The sequence below is a fragment of the Catenulispora yoronensis genome, from assembly GCF_039531695.1.
GTDB classification, from domain to species: Bacteria; Actinomycetota; Actinomycetes; order Streptomycetales; family Catenulisporaceae; genus Catenulispora; species Catenulispora yoronensis.
In genome coordinates this window covers 71,221-92,544 of the sequence record NZ_BAAAQN010000041.1, presented here as the reverse complement: position 1 = coordinate 92,544, position 21,324 = coordinate 71,221, and the positions used below count along the sequence as shown (strand labels likewise).

General features: G+C 67.0%; 24 protein-coding genes and 1 pseudogene. 13 read left to right on the top strand and 12 right to left on the bottom strand.

The features are described 5' to 3' along the window. The 5 genes and pseudogenes from ABD481_RS28860 to ABD481_RS28840 all read right to left on the bottom strand — a co-directional run. Positions 1-1,014: pseudogene (locus ABD481_RS28860) on the bottom strand (hypothetical protein); the annotation flags it as partial. 218 nt (positions 1,015-1,232) lie between these two features. Further along, positions 1,233-1,898 carry a DUF6262 family protein gene (locus tag ABD481_RS28855; RefSeq protein WP_344668934.1) on the bottom strand — a complete coding sequence of 222 codons (666 nt, stop codon included), beginning with the start codon at positions 1,896-1,898 and terminating at the stop codon, positions 1,233-1,235. After that, entirely contained in the window at positions 1,895-2,338 is a 444-nt protein-coding gene (locus tag ABD481_RS28850; RefSeq protein ID WP_344668933.1) for a hypothetical protein, read from the bottom strand. Before ABD481_RS28850 ends, ABD481_RS28855 begins: the two co-directional genes overlap by 4 nt. A 205-nt stretch (positions 2,339-2,543) precedes the next feature. Next, positions 2,544-2,846 carry a hypothetical protein gene (locus ABD481_RS28845; protein WP_344668932.1) on the bottom strand — a complete coding sequence of 101 codons (303 nt, stop codon included), beginning with the start codon at positions 2,844-2,846 and terminating at the stop codon, positions 2,544-2,546. Between the two features lie 256 nt (positions 2,847-3,102). Further along, a complete protein-coding gene (locus tag ABD481_RS28840; RefSeq protein ID WP_344668931.1) occupies positions 3,103-3,582 on the bottom strand; it encodes a hypothetical protein in 480 nt (159 codons plus the stop codon). Here ABD481_RS28840 and ABD481_RS47460 point away from each other — a divergent pair. Then, on the top strand, positions 3,520-3,675 hold the full coding sequence (locus tag ABD481_RS47460) for a hypothetical protein (RefSeq protein WP_425559313.1): 156 nt from the start codon (positions 3,520-3,522) through the stop codon (positions 3,673-3,675). The two genes, ABD481_RS28840 and ABD481_RS47460, sit on opposite strands and share 63 nt — an antisense overlap. 95 nt (positions 3,676-3,770) lie before the next feature. Here ABD481_RS47460 and ABD481_RS28835 read toward each other — a convergent pair whose 3' ends face one another. After that, the gene (locus ABD481_RS28835; protein WP_344668930.1) at positions 3,771-5,396 is read right to left on the bottom strand and encodes a hypothetical protein; all 1,626 of its coding nucleotides are present in this window, start codon (positions 5,394-5,396) and stop codon (positions 3,771-3,773) included. A 163-nt stretch (positions 5,397-5,559) separates the two neighbouring features. Continuing rightward, positions 5,560-6,165: a hypothetical protein gene (locus ABD481_RS28830; RefSeq protein ID WP_344668929.1), complete on the bottom strand. Its 606-nt coding sequence runs from the start codon at positions 6,163-6,165 to the stop codon at positions 5,560-5,562. 245 nt (positions 6,166-6,410) lie between these two features. On the opposite strand from ABD481_RS28830, the gene ABD481_RS28825 reads away from it, so the two are divergent. The 5 genes from ABD481_RS28825 to ABD481_RS28805 all read left to right on the top strand — a co-directional run bounded on the left by ABD481_RS28825 (position 6,411) and on the right by ABD481_RS28805 (position 9,659). After that, a complete protein-coding gene (locus ABD481_RS28825; RefSeq protein WP_344668928.1) occupies positions 6,411-6,941 on the top strand; it encodes a hypothetical protein in 531 nt (176 codons plus the stop codon). 98 nt (positions 6,942-7,039) lie between these two features. After that, entirely contained in the window at positions 7,040-7,600 is a 561-nt protein-coding gene (locus tag ABD481_RS28820) for a hypothetical protein (protein WP_344668927.1), read from the top strand. Between the two features lie 606 nt (positions 7,601-8,206). Continuing rightward, positions 8,207-8,626, top strand: coding sequence for a single-stranded DNA-binding protein (ssb, locus tag ABD481_RS28815; protein WP_344668926.1), 420 nt, complete (start codon positions 8,207-8,209; stop codon positions 8,624-8,626). Positions 8,627-8,718: 92 nt separating this feature from the next. After that, a complete protein-coding gene (locus ABD481_RS28810; RefSeq protein ID WP_344668925.1) occupies positions 8,719-8,880 on the top strand; it encodes a hypothetical protein in 162 nt (53 codons plus the stop codon). 125 nt (positions 8,881-9,005) lie between these two features. Continuing rightward, positions 9,006-9,659 carry a hypothetical protein gene (locus ABD481_RS28805; protein ID WP_344668924.1) on the top strand — a complete coding sequence of 218 codons (654 nt, stop codon included), beginning with the start codon at positions 9,006-9,008 and terminating at the stop codon, positions 9,657-9,659. Positions 9,660-9,733: 74 nt separating this feature from the next. Here ABD481_RS28805 and ABD481_RS28800 read toward each other — a convergent pair whose 3' ends face one another. Beyond that, entirely contained in the window at positions 9,734-9,862 is a 129-nt protein-coding gene (locus ABD481_RS28800; RefSeq protein ID WP_344668923.1) for a hypothetical protein, read from the bottom strand. 67 nt (positions 9,863-9,929) lie between these two features. On the opposite strand from ABD481_RS28800, the gene ABD481_RS28795 reads away from it, so the two are divergent. Together ABD481_RS28795 and ABD481_RS28790 are read left to right on the top strand one after the other, a co-directional pair. Then, positions 9,930-10,493: a phosphoadenosine phosphosulfate reductase domain-containing protein gene (locus tag ABD481_RS28795; RefSeq protein ID WP_344668922.1), complete on the top strand. Its 564-nt coding sequence runs from the start codon at positions 9,930-9,932 to the stop codon at positions 10,491-10,493. Between the two features lie 366 nt (positions 10,494-10,859). Further along, entirely contained in the window at positions 10,860-11,336 is a 477-nt protein-coding gene (locus tag ABD481_RS28790) for an MmcQ/YjbR family DNA-binding protein (protein ID WP_344668921.1), read from the top strand. A gap of 243 nt (positions 11,337-11,579) precedes the next feature. On the opposite strand, the gene ABD481_RS28785 is transcribed toward ABD481_RS28790, so the two are convergent. Together ABD481_RS28785 and ABD481_RS28780 are read right to left on the bottom strand one after the other, a co-directional pair. Continuing rightward, positions 11,580-12,389 (bottom strand): hypothetical protein, encoded by an 810-nt coding sequence (locus ABD481_RS28785; RefSeq protein ID WP_344668920.1) that lies wholly within the window; start codon positions 12,387-12,389, stop codon positions 11,580-11,582. 119 nt (positions 12,390-12,508) lie between these two features. Further along, on the bottom strand, positions 12,509-13,261 hold the full coding sequence (locus ABD481_RS28780; RefSeq protein WP_344668919.1) for a TIGR02391 family protein: 753 nt from the start codon (positions 13,259-13,261) through the stop codon (positions 12,509-12,511). A gap of 288 nt (positions 13,262-13,549) precedes the next feature. On the opposite strand from ABD481_RS28780, the gene ABD481_RS28775 reads away from it, so the two are divergent. The 3 genes from ABD481_RS28775 (at position 13,550) to ABD481_RS28765 (ending at position 15,698) form a co-directional block, all read left to right on the top strand. Further along, on the top strand, positions 13,550-14,074 hold the full coding sequence (locus ABD481_RS28775) for a hypothetical protein (RefSeq protein WP_344668918.1): 525 nt from the start codon (positions 13,550-13,552) through the stop codon (positions 14,072-14,074). Between the two features lie 73 nt (positions 14,075-14,147). After that, positions 14,148-15,173 (top strand): DUF3560 domain-containing protein, encoded by a 1,026-nt coding sequence (locus ABD481_RS28770; protein ID WP_344668917.1) that lies wholly within the window; start codon positions 14,148-14,150, stop codon positions 15,171-15,173. Positions 15,174-15,407: 234 nt separating this feature from the next. Next, complete coding sequence (locus ABD481_RS28765) at positions 15,408-15,698, top strand: hypothetical protein (RefSeq protein WP_344668916.1); 291 nt, start codon at positions 15,408-15,410, stop codon at positions 15,696-15,698. Between the two features lie 49 nt (positions 15,699-15,747). Here the strand turns inward: ABD481_RS28765 and ABD481_RS28760 are convergent, their stop codons facing one another. Further along, on the bottom strand, positions 15,748-16,077 hold the full coding sequence (locus ABD481_RS28760) for a hypothetical protein (protein WP_344668915.1): 330 nt from the start codon (positions 16,075-16,077) through the stop codon (positions 15,748-15,750). Between the two features lie 534 nt (positions 16,078-16,611). Continuing rightward, complete coding sequence (locus ABD481_RS28755; RefSeq protein WP_344668914.1) at positions 16,612-18,723, bottom strand: hypothetical protein; 2,112 nt, start codon at positions 18,721-18,723, stop codon at positions 16,612-16,614. A 666-nt stretch (positions 18,724-19,389) separates the two neighbouring features. Here ABD481_RS28755 and ABD481_RS28750 point away from each other — a divergent pair. Together ABD481_RS28750 and ABD481_RS28745 are read left to right on the top strand one after the other, a co-directional pair. Beyond that, the gene (locus ABD481_RS28750) at positions 19,390-19,929 is read left to right on the top strand and encodes a hypothetical protein (RefSeq protein ID WP_344668913.1); all 540 of its coding nucleotides are present in this window, start codon (positions 19,390-19,392) and stop codon (positions 19,927-19,929) included. A 1,034-nt stretch (positions 19,930-20,963) separates the two neighbouring features. Then, on the top strand, positions 20,964-21,299 hold the full coding sequence (locus ABD481_RS28745) for a hypothetical protein (RefSeq protein ID WP_344668912.1): 336 nt from the start codon (positions 20,964-20,966) through the stop codon (positions 21,297-21,299). The last annotated feature ends 25 nt before the right edge of the window (positions 21,300-21,324 follow it).

Below are 21,324 nucleotides of genomic sequence, written 5' to 3'. Positions count from 1 at the left end.
CGCGGCGATATCCGGAGCCGCCGGTGACAAGTCCGGTTCCGCGAACGACGCGACGACCTCCGGTTGCTGGGGTGTCTCGACAGAGTCGACTGTCAGAGGTGCCACAGGCGGGTCGGGTTCCATGAAGCTCGCGGCGATATCCGGAGCCGCCGGTGACAAGTCCGGTTCCGCGAACGACGCGACGACCTCCGGTTGCTGGGGTGTCTCGACAGAGTCGACTGTCAGAGGTGCCACAGGCGGGTCGGGTTCCATGAAGCCTGAGGTATGTGCGGCAAAGCCCGTCTCATCTCTTCGATTCTCGACTTCTGTGAGCGGACGATGAGCAGGAGTTTGTGCCGTTCCCGGGCTGTCGCCCGGTTCGGCCGACGGCCCGAGCGTGACTCCGTGCAGGTCCGGCGGTATCCCTTGAGCCATTTTGACGAAAGTGTTGAGGTTCTCCCACAGCAGCGTCTCATCGCCAGCGACGCCGTGGTTCTGCCAGTTTTCGAGGTGGTATTCGATTCGCTTGAAGTGCATAACGTCGGAGCTGTCGGCCGTTGTCTCGGCCAGAATCTCGGCGAGTGCCGTGGATAGGCCGTGAGCGGCCTCGCCGATCTGCTTGGCTGTCTCCCGACCGAGGTCCTCCAGGGGCGTCGTTGCGGCCCCGGCGGTTGCCGTGCCCGGAAGGGCTTCGACGAATTTGGCCGCCAGGGTTCGGGCATCCTCGCCTGCGGCAATCCCATTCACGAGTTGGCTGAAGGCCTTGGGGTGGGCGAGCGCGTGTACCGCGAAGTCGGCAGCTCGGTACCCTGAGCCAAATGCTGAGAGCAGCAGATTCGTGACCCTCTCGGGCGCCTCCGCGATGGTTGGTGCCCACTGGATGAACCAGTGAGCGTCACCCATCTCATGAATCAGGCCACGTATCTCTGCCATCGATTTGCGCGCAGCGTCGCTCAAGTGCGGACTGTCGGTGCACATGAGGTCGATCCACTTGATCAGCTGCTCGCGTTCCTTCGCGCGGATCGGTTCGTTCACGGGCCCTCCCCGGCTGAACGTACAGAAGATCGTCGCTGGTTGCCGCCTGGCCGATGCCATAAGGGGCATCGCAGTATGCTGATTAATTGTGCCAGTTGCAGATTCCGGCGTGAAGCGTGTGCCCTGTGTCCACGACCGCCGGCTACGGGTCTTTCTGAAGGCGAAGCGTGGGGTCGGGGTCCAGCAACTGACGCCGGGCCCCGACTCAGGAATTGGCGTCAGATCGCAGTGGATCCCGTCGCGGTCGCTGGTCTCGGTGTGAGGACCGCAATGCTGGAGACGGCCTGCTTTAGCAGAGTCGGGTCTTGGCTCTGCTCGATGATCTGGACCTCGAGGTCTGCGATGCGCTTGTCGGCGAAGCGGACGTTGTCGCGTGCTGCCGCGAGCTTCGCGGCCAGGGATTTCCCTTCGGTAGCCAGTTCACGGACCTGCCTCTTCAGGTTTCCGTTGTCGGTGACGATCCGCATGATGTCGTCTTCGGACCAGGCGCTGCGCAGGTCGCGGACCTGGCCGATGAGCTCCGCGATCTGCTCTCGTTGGGCGAGGATCTCGGCGTGAGCCGTGGTGAGCGCGGCCTCGGCGTTCAGGGCGCGCTCGCGCCAGGACGCTTCGAGTTCGTCCTGTGCGCGTTGGCGGTCCTGGACGCGTCGGCCGGCGGCCCGATTGATCGCGGCGTTGACTAGCGCTCGCGCCTCGGCGTGCTCGTAGAGGAACGTGCGCGACACCGCTGCGTTGCGGGCGACGGCCGCCATCGTGATCGGTGTCCGGCTTTTCGCCATGTGATCGAGGACGCTTTTGAGTCGCGTCAGGGCGGAGTCGGTCTGTTCGCGTCGGGCGGCAAGCGCGCGGGAGGTGCGCCCGTCCGGAACGCTCGGGGTCGTCATTCCGTCTCCTCCGGCTGGTCATCGTCATCATCGATGCCGGCGAGGTCGCTGGCACGGAACGCGAGGCTCCAGAGCCGATGGAAGTAGTCCTGGGGGCGGCGCAGATCCAGCGCAAGCGCCCCATCCAGCAGACCGAATTCGGCCAGCGCTTTCTCCAGCCCGTCGATCGCCCGTGCGGTGGGCTCGAAGACCGAGTGGAGGTAGTCGGCCGTCGCGTCGTCCGGAGCGCGTTCGGCGAGGGTATGCCACTGTTCGGCCTTGCGACGCCAGTAGAGGAGGTCGGCCGCGGACATGACGAACTTGTCGCAGTTGTGGCAGTCCATGTTCCGTGGGCAGGCGTCGCCGCGAACCACGGGCTGGAAGGTGCAGAAGCCGCCTTCGGCTGGGGTGCTGCGCCTGGTCAGGTCCAGAGCCATCGCTTCGGCCTCGGCCTTGGTCATGCCGTCGGACGGCGATGCGAGCAGCTTGCCGGGGTTCGCCGAGCCGGGGCCTGCGACCCAGACCCGGTCCAGTACCTCGTCGATCTCCGAGGAGGCGACCTGTATTGGTAGGCCCGGCTATTGGAACCTCCCGAATGCGGCGGTCATCTCTCATCGCTGCTTGGCCGCCGGCCCAGGGCATCAGCCCTGGGACCGGCGGCGGCTGTCAGGCGGCCGAGTCGGTTGGCAGTTCAGGCTTGTCCACTTGATCTACCACGATGGGTGGCGTCTGTGACTCGCTGTTGGAAGCCGGACTGGCACCGTTGTTCCGTCCGTCCGTGATGGCGAAGCTCACTTGGAGGAACACAAGTGCCACCGTGGCGACTGCGGCCCCCGTGAGGACGCTGGCTTCAGGCAGCAGCGCGCCAGTGACGAAGCCGACCGCAGCGGTGATCACGGCAGTGGCGAGCCGCTTCCTTCCCTTCAACGCCCGCTTTAGGGCATCCTTGATGCGCCGGAAGCTCTGCATTTCAGTCTCTGCTTTCGGTTGAGGCGGCCGCCGGGCCTATTGGGCTCGTGTGTGAGAAGCCGTAGCACCATCAGGTCCGGCGGACGTCCGTTGACGCCCGGTTGTTCCGGGCATCTCTGTTCTACTCTTCTCCGGAACCCCCAGGTAGAGGCTTTACTGAGAAAGGGATATGAGGTGCATGTAAGATGGAGGTAGTCGGGATATAGACGGAGGCGATCTTGTGGCCAAGAAGCGGATCGGGCTGCCTTTGGCGCCGTCAGGGCCGCAATACGACTTCTTCGTGCTCATGCAGGACCTCGTGCTGCGGCATGGTGATCACACGATCGAGGAGCTTGCCCGGAGATGCTTGCGTTCGGGTTCGGGCATTCACCGGGCCCTGAGAGGTCCGGATCTCCCGAGCCGGGACCTGGTCAAGAGGATCGTCCAAGGACTGTTCTCGGACGAGCAAGACGACGATGGCCAGCGGGCAGCTGAGCGTGCTGCCCTGGTTGCCTGGACGGCTGCGGTTGAAGATCAACAGAAGCCTCGTCGAGCCGCAGTTGCCCGCGAAGCGGCTGCTGCTGAAGCTCGCGAAGCCGTGAAGAGATTTGCGGCAAACCTCCGCGATATCATCGATGACCGGGACGAACCCCATAAAAGACTTGCTTATCGTGTAGATGTTGGGCGGAGCACACTGGGTGATTGGCTCACGGGGCGAAGGCTGCCGTCCGCTGATCGTGTCTATGAGTTGATGCAAGTGTTGAGGGTCACTGAGGAAGAGTCCGCCACTACTCACCAACTGTGGCAGGACGCCAGGCGGCTGCAACGAAGCATCCGGTTGTCATCCTGAGATGCCTGGTGTGCCGTCCAGGGCGTGGCAGCCAGTCGGTGACCGAACGAACGCAGATTTCCGACATGTGTCCGCTGTTTTCCGCACTACTGGGGCTAGCTCCTGTCGGAACGCTTGCGTTCGCTGGATCGGGGCCGCCTGGCGATCTCGGCAGCGTAGGCAGCCCTCGTAGCGCCGGCGCGGCGGTTCCACTTGGTCGCCGTGTCGATGTTGAGCCCCAGTAGTCGACTCACGACGACGGCCGGGAGCTCCGCAGACAGCTCGAACAAGGTCGTGTTGCGTGTGGGCCGTGCGCGGATCCCGAGCGGTTGGAGTCTGTGCATGATCCGCTTGGCGGTCAGCGGTTGGCCGGGCAGGGCGCCGGGGAACAGCCACGGGTTCGAGTCATCGTCGCTGCTCTTGGCCGTGTAGCCGCGTCGGTGCCGGACCAGTTCATCGACGAGATCGTCGAGCGGTGGCGGGAGTTGCAAGGGAACTTCGCCGATGGCCAGGGTGACGCCGCTGTTCTGGTGACCGACCTGCTCGACGCGGAGCTGGGAGATCCGCGAGAGCGGCTGTGCGAACAACAGCAGCAGCAGGCCGGCGACGCGGGTGCCCAGGTCGATCTGGGCGTCATCCACCAGGCGGCGGACGAGCTTCCATCGTCGGTCGTTCTCGATGACGACGGTCGTCAGGTCGCTCTGCGTGGGCGGGATGTCGATTCCGGAGGCGTGACGGTTGCGGACCGCCCAGACCACGAAGTTCCGTGCGAGGTGGCGCATCCAGCTGGTTCCGTCGAGCCAGATGTCGATCTCGGCCTGGCTGGCTGTGGCGAGGCTGCTTCCGCGGGCGCGGAGGAAGCCCAAGAGTGCGATGCCGGCCTGGATGTCCCGGCGAGCGACGTTGACCTGCGAGTAGGTCACGGGCGCGGTTTCAGCGGCTCGTCTCAGGCGTCGAAGGTGGTGCCAGGTTGCGAAGCTCTTGACGATGCGTCGTTCGGCGGGATCGGCGACTTGTCGCAGGGCCTCGCCGAGCCACCGCTCTAGGCGGGCCAGATGTTCGTCCCGCTGGGGGAGGACGCCGGAGGTAACCAGGACGGCGCGGATGTGGGCGACGGCCCGGCTCAAGCCGAGGTCGTCGAGCAGTTCGTGGGTGACGGGACCGTTGGCCGCTGCGAGCTGGGGGAGCAGCGTCTTGGGGGCGCGGTTGCTCAGCCAGTTCAGGCCGGAGGCGGGGTCCCCGCGGTGCAGTGCGCGAAGGACCGGATCCAGGTCCGGTCGCAGCGTGCCGTCAGAGCCGCTGAGCAGTTCGCGCAGGCCAGCAGCATAGGAGCAGGAGTGGCAGAGCCCGAATCGGTGGATCTGGCCACGACCTCCGCACTCGGCGCAGTCGCCTTCTCGTCCGCGCCGCTCCTTGGTGGAGCAACTGGAGCACCAGCGCTTGCCCTCCGGTGAGGAGCCCCTGAGCTTCGCGGTTCGGCCGCAGACCTCGCAGGCTCCGTCGGGAAGCGCGCAACGTGCGCAGAGCCCGCTGCCGTCCGGCATGCGGCGGGTGATGCGCTGTAGCCGGCCGCAGCTGGAGCACTCCTTGGGGTTGAGCTGGCTGCTGCAACTCTCGCATCGCGCCTGGTCGGTGCCAGCGAAGTAGCATTGCCGGACGCGTCCGCAGATCGTGCACGTGTCCTCGGGGGCGCGGAAGCAGGTGCCGCAGTAGCGACGATCCCCCTCGCGCCGGACGATCAAGGCGGTCGCGCCGCAGCCACTGTCTGTGGCGGTTTCATTTGGCCCGGGTGTGGCTAGAAGTGGCCCGGTCTGCTGGCCGTCCAGAGGAGAAGTTCCGATCGATGTGGCCCGGGCTCGGCCCGAGTGCGCTCCTCAGCCTCAGTAGAGACCCAGGCCGGCCAGCTCAAGAGTCGACCATGACGGGGTGGGCCAGTTCAGACCGCCTCCAGACAAAACACCCACAGGCGCAACTGGCCCAGGGCCACTTCAAGCCACACCCGGGCCACTTCAGACCGCCACAGACAGCCTCCATGCTCCGCTTGATGTGGCCCAGCATCGCCCGGTCCCGGTCGCGCTGGGTCGGCAGCCGCTGCACGTCCAGCGCCTCGGCGAGCGTCCGGTTGACGCCGAGTTCCGCCTGACGCAGGTAGAACCCCTTCAAGCAGGCCGCCGCGCCGCGCAGAGCGTCGTTCTGGTAGGGGCGCTTGCCAACGCGCCAAGGCGATCCGTAGCGCACCGGCACCTTCGCCCCGACCGCTTTCATGTACCGCTCGAGATCCCGGAACCTCACGGTCTCCGCCGACAGCCCTTCGTACTCCAGCCACCGCAGATGATCAAGCAGCAGGTACGCGTACGTCCTGTCCGAGCCCTTGCCCGCGTACGCGGACAGGTACCGCTCGGCGGCGGCGTGGACCCCGCTCGTCGAGTCGAAGATGGTGTACGACCGGCCGCCGTCGCCGTGCCGCACCGTCTGTACCCGCAGCTGCTCCAGGGTCAGCCTCTGTGCCATGTGTCCTCCATGCCAACTGTCCTGACATCGCGAACATCACGACGCCGGTTGGCAAACGAGGTCGTGACGTTCCAGGACACAGACCCCGACGAACATCACGAACAGCACTCGCGTAGGCGGGAAAAAAACGGCGCCAGGGCACGCGCACGTTCGGCCAGTGGCAAGCCGAGGCGGACGGCAGGCCGTTCCTGTTCGCCGCCGCACCGCCGGCCATCTCACCCTCACTTTGACAAATGGAGTATGTCATGCCCCTGCTTCCCCACATTCGTTTGCTGGTCCCGGACGGCGCTCCGCGGGTCACGGCCGTGTCGGAGTTGCCGATGACCCGTGCCGGGCTGTGTTGGGTCGCGTATGTGCGGCTCGGAGAGCGGATGCTCGGCACGATCGAGAACGCGGGAACCGGAGAGACCGAGTTCTTCGCGGCCGACGACGATTCGGTGTACACGTGGGCGGACTTCGCCGCGTTCGCCGCCGACTGCCGCCGCGACGGAGCGCCCCTGGACCCGGAGGCGGTCATGGAACTGCTGGTCGAGGAGTTCGACTGCGCGTCCATCGTGCGCGACGTGCACGGACACGCTGGCACTTATGCCCGGCAGACCATGGACGGCCGGATCACCGGATGGGCCGAGGTCGACCAGCGCCCGCGAACCCACGACGAGCTGATGGGCGTGGCCCGGCAGCTCTCGCCCCGCCCGGCCCACGGCTCGGGGGACGTGGCCTGGCAGGTGTGGACCGGGCGGATCTGGCGCACCCTGCCGATCCCGGACTACGACTGACCGGCACCGTCGAGCCCTGATCCCCCGAAATCCGCGCGCGGCGGCGCGGCATCGCCGCACCGCGCGACCCACCTTTCTCAACCAGCGCGAAGGAACCCATGACCGACCCGAACCCCGGCCACGAGCCGCCCGAACCCACCAAGAACCAGGCCCAGGTGATAGAGGGCCTGCGCGCCGCCTGCACCAGCTTGATGATCCTCCCGCTCGATCAGCCCGCGCCGAACCTGCCCCCGGGCGCACGGATCGCCTGGTACACCGGGCTGATCAGCGCCGCGATCGACACCCTGGCAGCGCGGGCGGACCTGTACGCGCCCGACGAGCAGTACGCCCCGTCGGCCGTGACCGGCTACGCCACCGGACTGGCCATGATCTTCCATGGTCGCCCCCGACGAGGCATGGCCTTCCGCCTCAACACCTACAGTGCCCTGATCCACCCGCCGGGGCTCACCGCCTCGATCGACCCGGCGACCTCCGCGATCCAGCAGGCCGTCACCGCCTCCGCACGAATGCTCCTGGTGACCGGCTCGTCCTCGGCGCCGGGCGATGTCACCGCCGCCTTCCAGGAAGCGCGTACGATGCTGCTGCGAAGCGCGCGCTTCGCCGCCGCGGTGGTTAAGGCAGACCCGCCGCCCAGCGGTCGGGGAAGCCGAGTCACGTAGGCGTGGCTAACCGGGTGCGGCGGGCGGTCGGCTCACCCCGCGAACGGGGCGACGAGCCTCGGCATAAGGACCGGCCGACCGCCCGTCCCGGCCGCCGACCCACACGCTCTCAACCGGCGTCCAGCGGCGGCTAGGACGCAGCCGAGTCTACGGGCTCTCTTCGCGCCTTCTGACTATGCGCCGGGTTCGCCCCTTCGCCGCGAGCAGGCTCGCAGTCCGCGTGCCCTGTCCCCCTTGCCGCCGGGGACGGACTTCAGCCGCGCCGGGACAGCGATGATTCGGACCCGCTTCTCGGCGTCGGCCCAACCAGCGGCGCCCGTCACCCGGATCGTGGGCAGGACGTAGCGCTCGGGCAGCGCGTTCCGTGTATCCCACCCCGGCGACGGTGCAGACCTCCGATACGTCCGTTCTGTGGTTCCTCGCCCATCGGAGCCCACGGGCCCGGCCCGCCGCAAAGGCCAGGCCGCTACGCGGTCGCGCTGCGCGCGAGCCCTTGCCCCAGACCCAACCCGCGGGCTGTTCCGTGGCCCGTCACCACGACACCAGCCGGACAGCCCGGCTGCGCCCCGCACCGGGGGCGGACCTTCCACGGAAAGAGCACTTCTCATGAGCATCAGCGCCACCACCACGATTATCGGCAACATCACCAGCGCGCCGGACCTGCGCTTCACGCAGGGTGGCAAGGCGGTCATCAACTTCACCGTCGCCAGCACCGAGCGCTACCTCGACCGGTCCACCGGCGAGTGGAAGGACGGCTCGACCGTCTTCATGCCCTGCTACTCCTGGAATGGGGCGGAGAACATCGCCGAATCGCTCAGCAAGGGCGACCGCGCCATCATCACCGGCCGACTCAAGCAGCGCTCCTACACCACCGACGACGGCAACAAGCGCCAGGTCGTGGAGCTCGAAGTCGACGAGGTCGGCCCGAGCCTGCGATACGCCCAGGCCAAGCCGATCAAGGCCCCGCGCGCTGGTTCCACCTACGCCGCCCAGGGCGCCGACCAGTGGGCCACCGCCGGCGCGTGACCGGCCGGGCCGCGCCGGGCTCGGCGCGGCCCCTCCCTCCCCGGTTTTCCTCTCGCCCGCGCAGCCATGCGCCCGAACCGTCAGGAGCTGCCATGGACAAGCCTGTGGCTTCCGCACTGAGCCGCCTGGCCCGGCTCTCCGAATGGATCTACGAGCGGCACGCCGACCGCTGCGAGGTGTGCTGCGTCCTGGGCGGCGAGTTCTGCCGAGCAGGCCACCACCTCGAGCAGCTCGCAGAAGCGCTCGATCGCTAGCGCCCACGTCGATCCACCGCGAGCAGACCTCGCGGCACAGCACGACCATCCTCGCCCGGTCGGGCGGGCGGCATCCCGCCCGGCCGGGCCCACCGAATCTCAACTCAGCAGAAAGCCAACCCGCCATGAACCCGCCCGCCGCCACTATCCCCGCACCGCCCGAAGCAGTGTTCGAACCCATCCAGATCGAGACGATCGGGAACGGCGCCGAAGACCTGTGGACGATCGTCCACCGCCGTGCCGCCGCCGCGTGGAGCACCGCCGCCCCGCCGTCGCCGGACCTCGGCGCATCCGAGGACGCACACCTCGCCCGCATCCGCGCGGTTCTGCTCGACCTGGACCACATCGTGCACGACGCGCTCGCCGACCACGTCCCGTCCGCATCCATCGATCTCGCCCTCCGGCCGGTGCTGGCCGACGTGCGCACCGCGCTGCACGCCCCCGAGCGGTCCAACGAACCGGTCGACCTGGATCTGTTCGAGCCTGAGATGTGCGGCGGCTACCCGGACAACCTGGACCGCGCCGCCTGGGCAGCAGAGGCCGTGCGTGTTTTCGGACTGCGCACGCGCCAAATCGGCCCGCACAACGGTGCGTGCGTCGACGGAGTGGAGGAGATGGCCGCTGACCTGATCTGCGACCTGATGCACCTGGTCGACGCGATCGGCGGCAACGCCGAGTACACCGTGGAGCGCGGGCTCGGCTATCACCTCGACGAGGTCGAGGAAGAAGTCGACGACGACAACCTGAGCCTGGCAGCCGGAACGGCGGCGCTGCGGTAATGACTCTGACCCAGACGCGCGCTTGGGTGCGCGGGTTCGACTCCCTGATCGTGAACAGCAGCGGCGGCAAGGATTCACTCGGCGCGCTGCACCAGGCGGCGCAGTTGGCTGAGGACGCCGGGGTCCTGGACCGCATGGTCGTGCTGCACCTTGACCTGGGACACGTGGAGTGGCCCGGCGCCGCCGAAATCGCTGCGGCCCAAGCCGCGCACTACGGCGTGCGCTTCGAAGTCCGCCGCCGCGAGCGCGGCGGGCTGCTGGATCTGGTCCGTGCCCGGGGCCGCTGGCCCAGCCCAACGGCCAGATACTGCATCGTCGGCGACCAAACGGGACGTCGCCCGCAAGTTCTACACCCAGACCGTCCGCGAGTCCGGAATCACCGGCCGGCCGGCGCGTCTGCTGACCATCCTTGGCCTGCGCGCTGCCGAGAGCAGGTCACGCGCGCGTCGGCCCGTGCTGTCCGTCGATGCCGCCGCCAGCAACGGCCGCCGCGAGGTCACCACCTGGCTACCCGTTCACGAGCTGTCCGAGACCGCGGTATGGGAGGCCGTGCGCGCCAGCGGCGCGCCCTCCCATCCGATCTACCGCTACACCCGTCGCCTGTCGTGCTCGCTGTGCCCACTGGCGTCGTATGCCGACCTGATTGTCGCGGCCCGGCTGCGCCCGGATCTGGCCGCCGAGTACGCCGCCATCGAAGAGGAGATCGGCCACAGCTTCCAGCCGCACCGCTCCATTGCCCAGATCATCGAGCAGGCCCGCAGCGCCGAGCCCGGAGCTGCCACGGCCGCGCCGTCGTGCGCTGCGAAGGCGGCGGTTATTGGAGGTGTCCGATAGCGAGCGCGACATCGAATCCCCACTATGAATAGGAATGTTTCTCAGCACCGAACCTGGATAAGCGGCAACGTGGGGAGGTAGCCGGCAGTTCATCCACCTGCCTTCAGCCGGAACGCGAGGCGGCCCAAGCCAGACGGCTGGCGCCATACCCCGGCATCGCTCACCCGCTCATCCGCGACGCACCACTCGCCCGTTCCGCGCTTGTCTGGCGCACCGCCGCCGAAACCGATCTCATCCGAACCTTTGCCAGCGTCGTCACCGAGCTGGGCCCGATAGTCCTATGACGTCGGCGCGGCCCCGCCAACCCTGGAGACTCTGATGTGCTGATGTCCTACCCGGCGGGCAGGATGGGCGCGGGAGGTACAGATGAGCGGCATCGCGGATGTTCCACCCGCCGTTGTGGGCCGGCTCCGGGTGATCTGCGGGGAACTGCCCGAGGCGTACGAGGAGCCGACGTGGATCGGCCTGCGCTGGCGGATTCGCCGGCGGACGTTCCTGCACGTCTACACCACCGACGGGAGGGGGTCGGCGTACATCGATATGGACGATCCGGGCGTCCTGATGACCTTCCGGGCGCCGCCCGGGGAATTGGCCGCGCTGGCGCATGCCGGCCCTCCGTTCTTCCGGGCCGACTGGGGTGTGAATGTCGTGGGAATGGTGCTGGACGAGGAGACGGACTGGGTCGAGGTTGCCGAGCTGGTGACGGACAGCTATCGCGTGCAGGCGCCCCGCCGCCTCTGCGATGGCCTTGCCGGTGAGCAGCAGTGGGATGTGCTGCTCGAAGCCGGCGACTTTCGGGCCGATGGTGATCGGTCGGCCGCTGGGGGTGTGGGTGGGGGATGAAGGTGTGGCGCCAGTAGTCCGGCGCGGCGCCGACGATCACGACCGTGAAGCATCATCAAGTTGAAGAGCCGACATCGACCGGCGAGACCACGCAGACTCCAGGCTGTGGGCTGAACTGCTGGACCAGTGCTGCGGCGCTGCCGGCCTGGAGTGGCCGCAGCCATCGTGAACGGGCTGGCGGCGGCGCGTCGACGCCGGAGCCGCCGCGATCTCGGAAGCTCAGAGTCCTGACGCGCCTCCGGTTCAGTTGCGACCGACCGCCGCGTCCATGGGATGCCAGCCCTTCGCGTGCCACCAGTCGGCCAGCGACCCCACGCCGCCCCGATTGCCGGACGATGCCCACGTCGCCGCCTCCGGGTAGGCGGTGCCAGGGTGGTCGGCGCAGAACTCCAGTACGTCGAGCATGACGCCCACGGCGCGGGCCGCCGATAGCGCGGTGTAGTCCTCGCGACGCGCGGTGCTCATCGAGCCGTCGGGCAGCGCCACCGTGTCCTCAAACAGCTGCTCCGGGTGGACGGTGGCGTCCCGCAGGTTGAACAGCCACGGCAGATCCGTGCTCCACTTCTGCCGCGTAGGGTGATCAGTGGCGAAACACTCCTGTAGGGATGTGCGCACCACAACGTGCCGAGCCGCCTTCGGGTTCAGCTTCGCGCGTGCCGCTCGGCGCGCCGCGAGCGGCACAGCGAGCGAGGCGTAGAACGAGTCCAGGGTGAACGCGGACGCCGCGACCGCCAGCACCGCGGCGTCGAACTCACGGGATAGGTCCCCGGCCTTGTGGCCCTCCTGGGCGGCATCGGCCTCGGCCCGCCAGTGCGCGGACTGCTTGGCTGCCGCGATCGCGATGCGCGCCCACGAATGCCAGAAGCTGATCGACACCTTCAAGGTCACAGATGCCTCGACGTTCAACGTGGCGGTACGGGATACCTCGGCGGTGCGCGCGTTCTCGAAGGTCAACTCGCCGCACTGCGGGCACTCCCACGGCGTGTCGCCGTCACGCGCCGGTTCGTCCTCGGCCAGGAACGCGCACTCGGGGTTCAAACACCACATGCTCACGTGCACACGGTAGCCGGTTGCCCAGCGCCGAATGATATTCGGACACATTCGCTGGCACGAGCAGCCCTCCGTTCGTCAGTTCGCGTCGCCGTTTCGTCGAGGCGTGCGGGTCATGGGTGCTACTTCCTAGTTGCAGCGATGAGCGTGTTCAAATCAGGTGGCGGCGAGTAATACCGGTCAATATTCCAGTAGCGGAACCAGTAGGCGACCTGACTGAGAGCCGCGAGGTGATGGAACGCCAAGTCCGGGTTCCAATCGCCTGTCAGGTGGTGGGCTGGGTTGCGAATGGCTTGGAATGTGCCGATGGAGAATGACCGCGCACCCTCCTGCTGCGACCGGACAGTCTCATTCGCCGGGTTTCCCGGGCACCGCAACCGCGCCTTGCCCTCCTCCGGGGGCTTGTCGCTGAACGCCTGCGCCATCAAGTCTTTGTCGGAGATGTCGTCGCGGCCGATCCGGCTCTGAACGAAGGTGTTCAGATGCGTGGCTGCATCATTGACCGCCTGGCGATACTTCCCAGCCGCCCAAAGCGGCAATGCAACCTTGCCGATGACGGGATCAAGCATGCTCATCGAGAGCACAGGCTCGCCAACCATCTGCTGCAAGGAGGCCATCAACTCCCAGCGCTTGAGGATTGCGAGAGCCCGATCAACGGTCGACTTTGCGGCTAAGTGCTGGTTGACCGTCGAAGCTCTAATCGGCCGTAGGTCGGGAGCGAGTAGCTTGAAGATCCCGTTGACCCGCGGCAGATGCTCGTCATTCAGACGCTTCACCGTCGCGCGGCGCTCACTCGACATCAACGGCATGGCCTTAGACGCATTCACCAAAGCCCAGTATTCGGTGATCTGGCGGTAGGTCTCCTCCCGGTTCATAGCACTGAAGCCTACTGGGAGCCAGCACGCCGCTCGGGGCAATTACGGCCGGACGCGGGCAATCGCAGGCGGACGTGATGTCCGTGTCCTCGTGGCCGTGTGTTGCGGCCCTAGGTGGTGTCGCCCAAGGGGAATCACCCCCGGCCGGCGTCGCCGCAAGGGCCGGGCCGCTACGCGGTCGCGCTGCGCGCGAGCCCTTGCCCCGGACCAGGCCGGACGCGATTGGCCAGGGCCCGTCACCACCCGGCGGGCCGCGCAAGCGGCCCCGAGCTGAGACGGACCTCTTCCATGGTCTACACCCACTACTGGGCCTACCAGCCCGACTCTCCGTCGTTCGCGGCGGTCTTCCCGCAGCTGGCCAGCGACTCCCGGCTGATCCTGTCCCACCTTTCCGCGCGCGGCATCGCGCTGGGCGGGCCGACCGGCATCGGCGAACCGCTGGTCAATGACTCGACCATCACGTTCAACGGCGTGCGCCCGGACTCCGGCGAGAACTTCGTCCTGGCGCCCGGCGTCGGCTCCGGCCTGACTGAGCGAACGCGCACCGGCGAGCCGTTCCGACTGGACTACTGCCAGACCCGCCACCTGCCTTACGACCTGGCGGTCACCGCGGTGCTTCTGCGCGCGCAGCAGCTGGCTCCCTCGGACCTCGTGCTGGCCTCCGACGGGTCCTGGCGCGACGACTGGTATCCGGCGCAGACCCTTCTCATCGACTTGCTGAGCGCACTGCCGCAGATCGACGCCTTGATGCCCCTGTCCTACCTGCTCGGCGGACCGCACGCGCTCCAGGCCGCGGCCCTCGCCCACGCCTAGGCCGTCCCCTGCGGGGAGCGGCCCGGCTGCTCCCCGCAGACATCACCTCAACCTCACCTTTCAAGGAGATTCGATGTCTGCTATCACCCTGTCCCATTCCCCGGCCGACGGTACCCTCGCCGACGGCACCAGCCGCGGAGATTCCGCCGGACCGGTGCTCAAGGCCCACCGCTTCCGCTACAGCCGGACCCTCGGCATGTGGTACCTGCCGCACTCGCGCGACAAGAGCGCGAACACGCCGCTGATCGAGCGCACCGCCGCCGCGCTGCGCGAGGCCGGCCACGACGTCGAGACCACCATCGACAACGACGCCGTGCGCTCCTTCGCCGAAGGCGAGGCCGAGCGCACCGAACGGGCCGAGGAGCGGGCCGACCGCTTCGCCGAGCGTGCCGACAACGCCGCCGCCCGCTCCGACGCCCGCGCCAAGACCGGACACGGGATGCTGGAGGCGATCCCCACGGGACAGCCCATCCTGGTCGGTCACCACTCCGAGCGGCGGGACCGGGCTTACCGCAACCGGGCGTTCGACAACCTGGAGGCTTCCTTCCGCGAGGCGGACAAGGCCGAGTACTGGACAGGCCGGGCCGATGCCGCCGCGTCCTACCGAGAGCGCCGGGAGAACATCGGCACCACCCTGCGCAGGGTCAAGCAGCTGGAGGCCGACGAGCGGTTCTGGGAGAACACCCTCAAGACCGGTCACAACTCCTCCGGCTGGACCACCGACACCCCCGAGCAGGTCGAGGAGATCAACCGGCGCTTGGCCCAGGTGCGGGAGAAGCTGGAGCACTGGCGGGCGCACATCGCCGCTGCCGAGCAGACCGGCGTGAAGATCTGGTCGAAGGCCGACTTCCAGAAGGGCGACTTCGCCCGGATCGGCGGCACCTGGTGCGAGGTGATGCGCGTGAACGCCAAGACGCTCACCGTCCCGTACCTGCGGCATCCCGCCGCCATCACCCGTCGCGACGCCCCGAACTTCCTCTGGACCTGGACCCGTCCCTACGACGAGATCAGCGGGAAGATGACCGCCAAGCAGATGGTCGATGCGGCGCACAACGTGGCGGCGAAGGAACTCGCTGAGTCGCAGGCCGAACCGCAGTAGCCCGCTTCACAGGAAAGGTGCCGTGCGGTGGCGCGCAGCCGCACGGCACCTGCACCGACTCAATCCACTGACCTTGCCCGTCGAGCGGGACCGGTGTGGCGCTGGTGGTCTACCGGCAGTCTCCGGTCGGGTCAAGGCGGTGCGGCCCTGGGAAGCGGACCGCAGCCTTGACCCGACCGTTCGCCGGCCGGTGGCGACCGCGCCGTCACCGACCCGACGACGAAAGGTCCGCCGATGCCTGCCGCCCCCGTCCTGCCCCGCTACCTGGGCTACCTGACAATGCCCGGGTACTGCCGTGCAGAGCTGTACGAGTACGATTCGCAGCGCGAAGCGGCACGCGACCTGGCCAGGCGCGCCGCCGCTGACCCGTGCGGCGATGATCCGTACCTGGACCTGTACCGCGTCGCCGATCAGGAGATGGTGGACTCCGCCCGCGACTTCGCGGACACAGGAATCCCCTTCGACTACCCGGACTTCCGCATCACTCTCGGCCCGCGCGGGGGAACCTGCATCGAACGCGCCTGAGCGCCGACCGACGCCGTGCACCACCTGCCCAGCACAGTGGCGCACGGCGTCACGAGGGGCCACCGCGCAGCCTCGGCGGCAACAGCACGACCATCCCGGTATCCGGGTCCACAGCCACCGGATCAACGCTGGCGGGCTCGAACTGGAACCACAGGTCGACCGAACTGCCCGCCGGGTCTGGAAGCTCGATGCGCACCGCCCACCCGCGGCGTCCCCGACGCCACTCGCGCACCACCCCCAACCTCCACGTTCCGGCCACGCGGGCTCGTACGATCTGGAAGTCGCGCTTCTCGAAGCGGGCGTACCCGTCCTTCGGCGCCGGCCCGGGGGGAGGCTGAAGGTCCGGCGGATGCGGGCCGAAACGCAGGGACTGGGACACGCCGCGCACTGTATCGAACTTGCGTTCGACTCGTGAACATGAGCTCAGCTCGCAGGCGGCTTCCGGCTGCGTGCGACTGGACTCGTTAGATGGCAGATTGCCACCGCAAGTGGCATCAAGATCCTCTAGCGGCGTTGGTGTGCACACGCTTCTAGTGATGGCCGCGGGAACATGGTGTCGCGGGGCTGAGCTTCGGCGGCAACGGTGGGGACTCGCGCGAGTGGATGGGTGTTGGCGGTGCCGATCCCTTCGGAACGGTGGATGGAGGTCGCGGGGGCCGAGTGGCCGCGAATCTGGCCGGCGTGACCAGCTCCGGCTTCAGAACGGTAGAGCGTTGCGGCCGCTATTCCTGCATGTCACACGTGGACAATAACGACATCCGCGAACACTGTTACGCCTAGAATCGTGCAGGCGAGCCATCGACGTCGTCCGAAGACGCCAGCTCGCCGATAGATCTGGCTCTGTGGCATCGGGACGGGCACGGTGCTGTACGGGGAGTACACGGCCCGCCCGAAGGGCCGTGCGTTCATCAGGTCACCCCGTGGCCTTCGGGCAGTTCACGCCGATTTCGGTCAGGTCGGTCCATTCGTAGGTACCGGCTCCGTTGACGATGACGAGCCGGTCGATACGGTCGCCGCCGGTCCGCTTGCACAGATTTTGTCGCGCCTGGGCGTACCGAGGGCTCTTGAGAAATCTGGTGAAGTAGCTCTTGTCCTCAGTGAAAGCTCTGTCCTCGGGCGTCAGTTCGAGGTTGATCTGCAGGACCCGCTCGAAGCCGGGCGGCGCCTTCTCCGCATTAGGGCCGTTGGTGTGTTCGCCGTTGAGCTGTTCCGCGCCCTCCTTCATCCGTGGCCAGAACTTGTCCCACTGTTCGAGGGTCTTCACTTGGACAGCCCGGCGGACTTCTTGGCCGCCGCGGTTACTGGTGTAGATGTAGTCGGTCCTGTACGTTTGGCCGTCGCCGGCCTTGTAGTCGCCGTCGAACCAGACCTTCGCCTGGGGATCCGTCTTCAGCAGATAGGCGATCTGTTCGAGGACTCGAATATTGCCCTTCTTTTTTAGGTCGGACAGGGGTTTGGCGAGGCCCCCGGGGTTTTGCAGGCGACCGTTCGCGGCGATCGTCATCAGTAGCGGCAGCTTCCCCGCGTCGTTCGCTTTCTGCAGTGCGTCGATGACCTTCTTGTTTACCTCTTCATCGGTGATGGGGGCGTCCTTGGTCATCTGGTCAAGCAGGTTCGCGACGAACGGCTTGAGTGGGGTCGCCACGAATACGTCGTCGGGTTTCAGACCCCGTGCATACAGCCTCTGCCCCACCGCCGGGTCAGGCCCGTAAATGGCAGAGGAGTACACCCACGAGTAGTCGGTGTGTTGCACTGTTGCCCTCGTGCCCGCCGCGAGGTTCGGGCGGGTGCCGTTGACGGTCTCGGACTGCCCAGGGCTCAATGTGCCGAGCGGGTGGACGATGTCGGGGATGCCGGGGAAGCTGACGTGCAGTACCGCCTCGGCTGCCGCATTCCCTTCGTTCGTAACAGTGAAGGAGTACGAGCAGGGGTCAGACGTACACAGGTCAGGGCTGTTGAACGTGGTGACGAAGTTCGGGCCCTGCAGCCTGGCAGCCTGCGCGTCCGAGGAAGGAGGAACGGCGGACGCCGCAGCATCGGTTGCCGCGGCTCTGGTCGCATCCGCCTCCTTGTCCGTGGCCGGCTTTGGTGTCGCAACGAGATACGGGTTATAGAACCTGTCGTCACCGTCGTCACCGTCGTCGCCGCCACCATCAGCAAGCTCCACGTGGTGGTCGATGCTGACCGCCAGGGCACCGTCGGCGCCGGACTGTCCATGCCAGGCCGCCGTCGTGACCGGCCGCGCGTTGGCAGGGTTAAACCCGATCTCAACCAGTGTGTACGGGGCATCCGCGGTAAGCACGACCATCTGTTCATCCACCGTGTAGGAGATCGCCTGGCGGCCTTGGGGACTGCCCGCGTCCTCCTGCACCGCTGCAGGATCGGACGTCACCTGCCTGACGATTGCAGCCAGCGACTTCGGGGACAGTGATCCCACGTTCACCCCGAAACTGCCGAGCATGTAGTGCCCGGAATTCTTCTCCGGAGCCACCCACCGCTCGCTGCTGGTCAGGTCATACCCGTACTGCGGAGCCTGCTGCGCCCAGAACTCCTTGTCGCCCTTGAGGTAGAGCTGCTCACCGGACCAAGCCATGGTGGCCTTGCCGGTCACCGGCTCCTCGAACGTGCCCGAAGCCTTCCCGTCGTTAGTGACGGTCAACTCGGCCTGAGTGATGGAGGTACCGTCGGACGGGGCGTAGAACGCGGACAGGTGGATGCCGGGCAGCCCGTCCAGGGCGGCGGCGGCCGCGATGCCGTGAGCTGTGGCCTCGGTCGGCGAAGCTGTGGTCGGTGAAAGCCCACCGGACTCCCCGGCGGAATGGCCCCGACCGCCGGACGGAAAGATAACGGCCAGAATGACCGCCAGGGCGACTACCGCGGCGGTTACCAACACCAATGCCGTCTGCTTGCCCGTGACCCTGCGCCGGGCGTCAGGTCCTGCGGATGCGGCCAGCGCATAGCCGGGCAGCGGCGCCACCGGTGGAATGTGCCGCCCGAACTCGCCATCAGGCTGGCGATCGTCCACGCTTGCCCCCTTAACGGGTCGATAGCTGTCGCCGCCGGGCGCTTTAGGACCGACGGCATCCTTCCCGCCCACAGGGTCCCAGGGCCGACGCGGGGAGAGGATGGGAACACACAAACCAGACAACGGGCGGCGCTGATCGGCCATCGCTACCAGAGGCCCGGCCAAAGCGTTGCCGCGACCAGGTTTTGCGACAGGGCTTTGAGTCGTTCGTGCAGAACGATCCACACTCCGGGGGATCCGAATCGACTACGTCCGTGCCGCACAGCGGCAGTGCAGCAGCGAATTGCCCGCGCTGTTCGATAATCCATAGCAGATCATCGCCTGCGCGTCAGCGTATCGGCGCCCGCGCGGACCTGGTTTTCAGCTGAGCGTCTCAGGCAAGACTCCTGCTAATGCCAAGAACCTTGGCAGATCGATGCCAGATAGCGAGTCACATTCTGAGGCTCGCGGCAGCTCAGGCGCATGATCAGATGCCATCTATCGAGTCCAGTCGCACTGCGTGTGGCCACAGGCTTTAGTTGGCGATTCGCAGGCTTGGTTTGCGAAACCGCAGGTCGGTCGTCTCGCTACTGCCCAACTACGGCCCGTGGTGACGTTCACCCGGGTGTACGCCACATCGTCCGCCAGGCGGGCGAGGCGCCGCGTGGTCGTGATCTCCTGGGGCTCATGAACGTAGATGTAGCCTTCGTCGGTGCAGACAAGGATCGACTGAAGAAGTCGCTCGGCGGATCACTCGATCCGACTGAGATCGCGGAGCTTATCGCCGCGGTTGGTGCTCAGCAGATGCTCGACCAGGCCACGGGCAAGGTCATGCTTACCAGCCTGACTGAACTTCGCGCGCATGCCGTCTTCCTATTGCTGAAACTCGGTCTTCCGGAGAAGGATCTAGAGACGGTCGCTGCGACCACGTTTAAGATTCCGACATCGTCAGCACGACGCTTGATTGAAATCTCATTCGCTCGCTTCGATTCGGACTTGCAGCCAGTCATTCAGCAGGCGGCAAAGGCGACGCTCGCCGGGGCGGACAAGGGTGAAGGCGGCAAAGTTATTGAATGGAAGATTCTCGCCTCGTCGGCACTGATCCGCAAGTGGATCCAGCGACAACTTGACGGAACTAGCTATGAGAACCCGCGCCGGCCAGGGCGGGGAAGTATGATGACCCTATCCGATCGCACGTATCAATACCTTAAGAAATGTGCGGCATAGGGACGGCCCGAGCAATAGGCGACCTGGACACGAACATCACCGATGCGTTTGGCATACTCGGTGTCCTACTCGTGTTTATGGCGGCCTATTTTGCGGCTCTCTGGGCTCAGTACTCATGGCTAGACTCGTCCGCCGAGCCGCGCACCGATGGGGATTTTACGCGTCGCATTGGTCAATACAGGGTCCTGCGAGGCCTGTCGGCCGGCATGTCTATTGGGGCACTCCTCACGGTGGCGCTTACCTACTCCTTGTCATATCACGCTCTGATCGGGCTACCGCCTTGGCATCCGTATAGCTTCCCACGTGCAGCCCTGCTGCTCATTGATGCATTCCTAATACTTAGCTCGATCGGAGCTGCACGCATTTGCTGCGTATCGAAGCGCAAGCGCGGTGAATACGAGAGGGAGCTGGCCAAGCTGACTAACTAGGTCCACCTGACGGCTGACGGCGAGCGGCTTCGTTTTTGAAGCTCGGCCAGCACGCCCTTCTGGTCAACCTGCCAGTGTCGCCCCTCGGCACCCGTGAACCGCACGATGCCTTGAGCCGGCACCGTGAGGCTCCCCGAGACGCGTCAACGTGGCTCAGGAAGCTGAGGTCGCAAGTTGGCCAGCGGGTGATCCTGTTGGCGGCTAGGCGATCAGAGCGGTGGCGCATCGGCTGACGCCGCGGTCGGTGTTCGGATCAGTCGGTGCGCGCGGTTGCTTGTGCGGGCATCGAGCAGCAGGCAGCCCGCGAGTTGGCCGGCCTCGCCCTCACCGGTCGGGCGGAAGCTTGTCCTCGGACCGGGCTGGTTGGGCCCCGGGTGGCCTCGGCATCTTCGTCGGTCCTGCTGTCTTGGCCTTGGCGCATCCCCGGGAGGTCGCCTGCCCGAGCAGGTCTAGCACCCCCGGGCGGGCGGGAGTGAAGGCCCTTCGGCCGCTACGCGGGCTCGCTTCGCTCGCACCTTCACACCCACCCGCCCGCGCGAGCTGTGACCAGGTCTGTCAACCCCACGGGGGCCGCACCAGCGGCCCGAGACAGACAAGGACCCTGCGATGCCCGCAACCCGACCCGTCGCCCTGACCGGCACCGTTACCGAGGACACCCGCTTCCGCCGGCTGCCCGGTGACGGGGACCTCGGTCTGGCCTACTTCACGCTGGCCACCGAGCTGCACATATCCCCGGCCCCCGGCGCCCCGGCCGTGGAGCGCACCGTCCAGATCCAGTGCACCGCCGCCCGCGGCACCGTCGCCGACGCGATGTTCGACCAGCTCAAGCGCGGCGCCCGCGTCACCGTCCAGGGCCACCCGGTGCTCAACCCGCCCGCCGGGCCTGGCCCGCGACTGCGCCAGCTCAGCGCCCTGCTAGTCGAACCCCTTCCGACTGCCTGACCCGTCGGCCGGGCCGCCGCGGCGG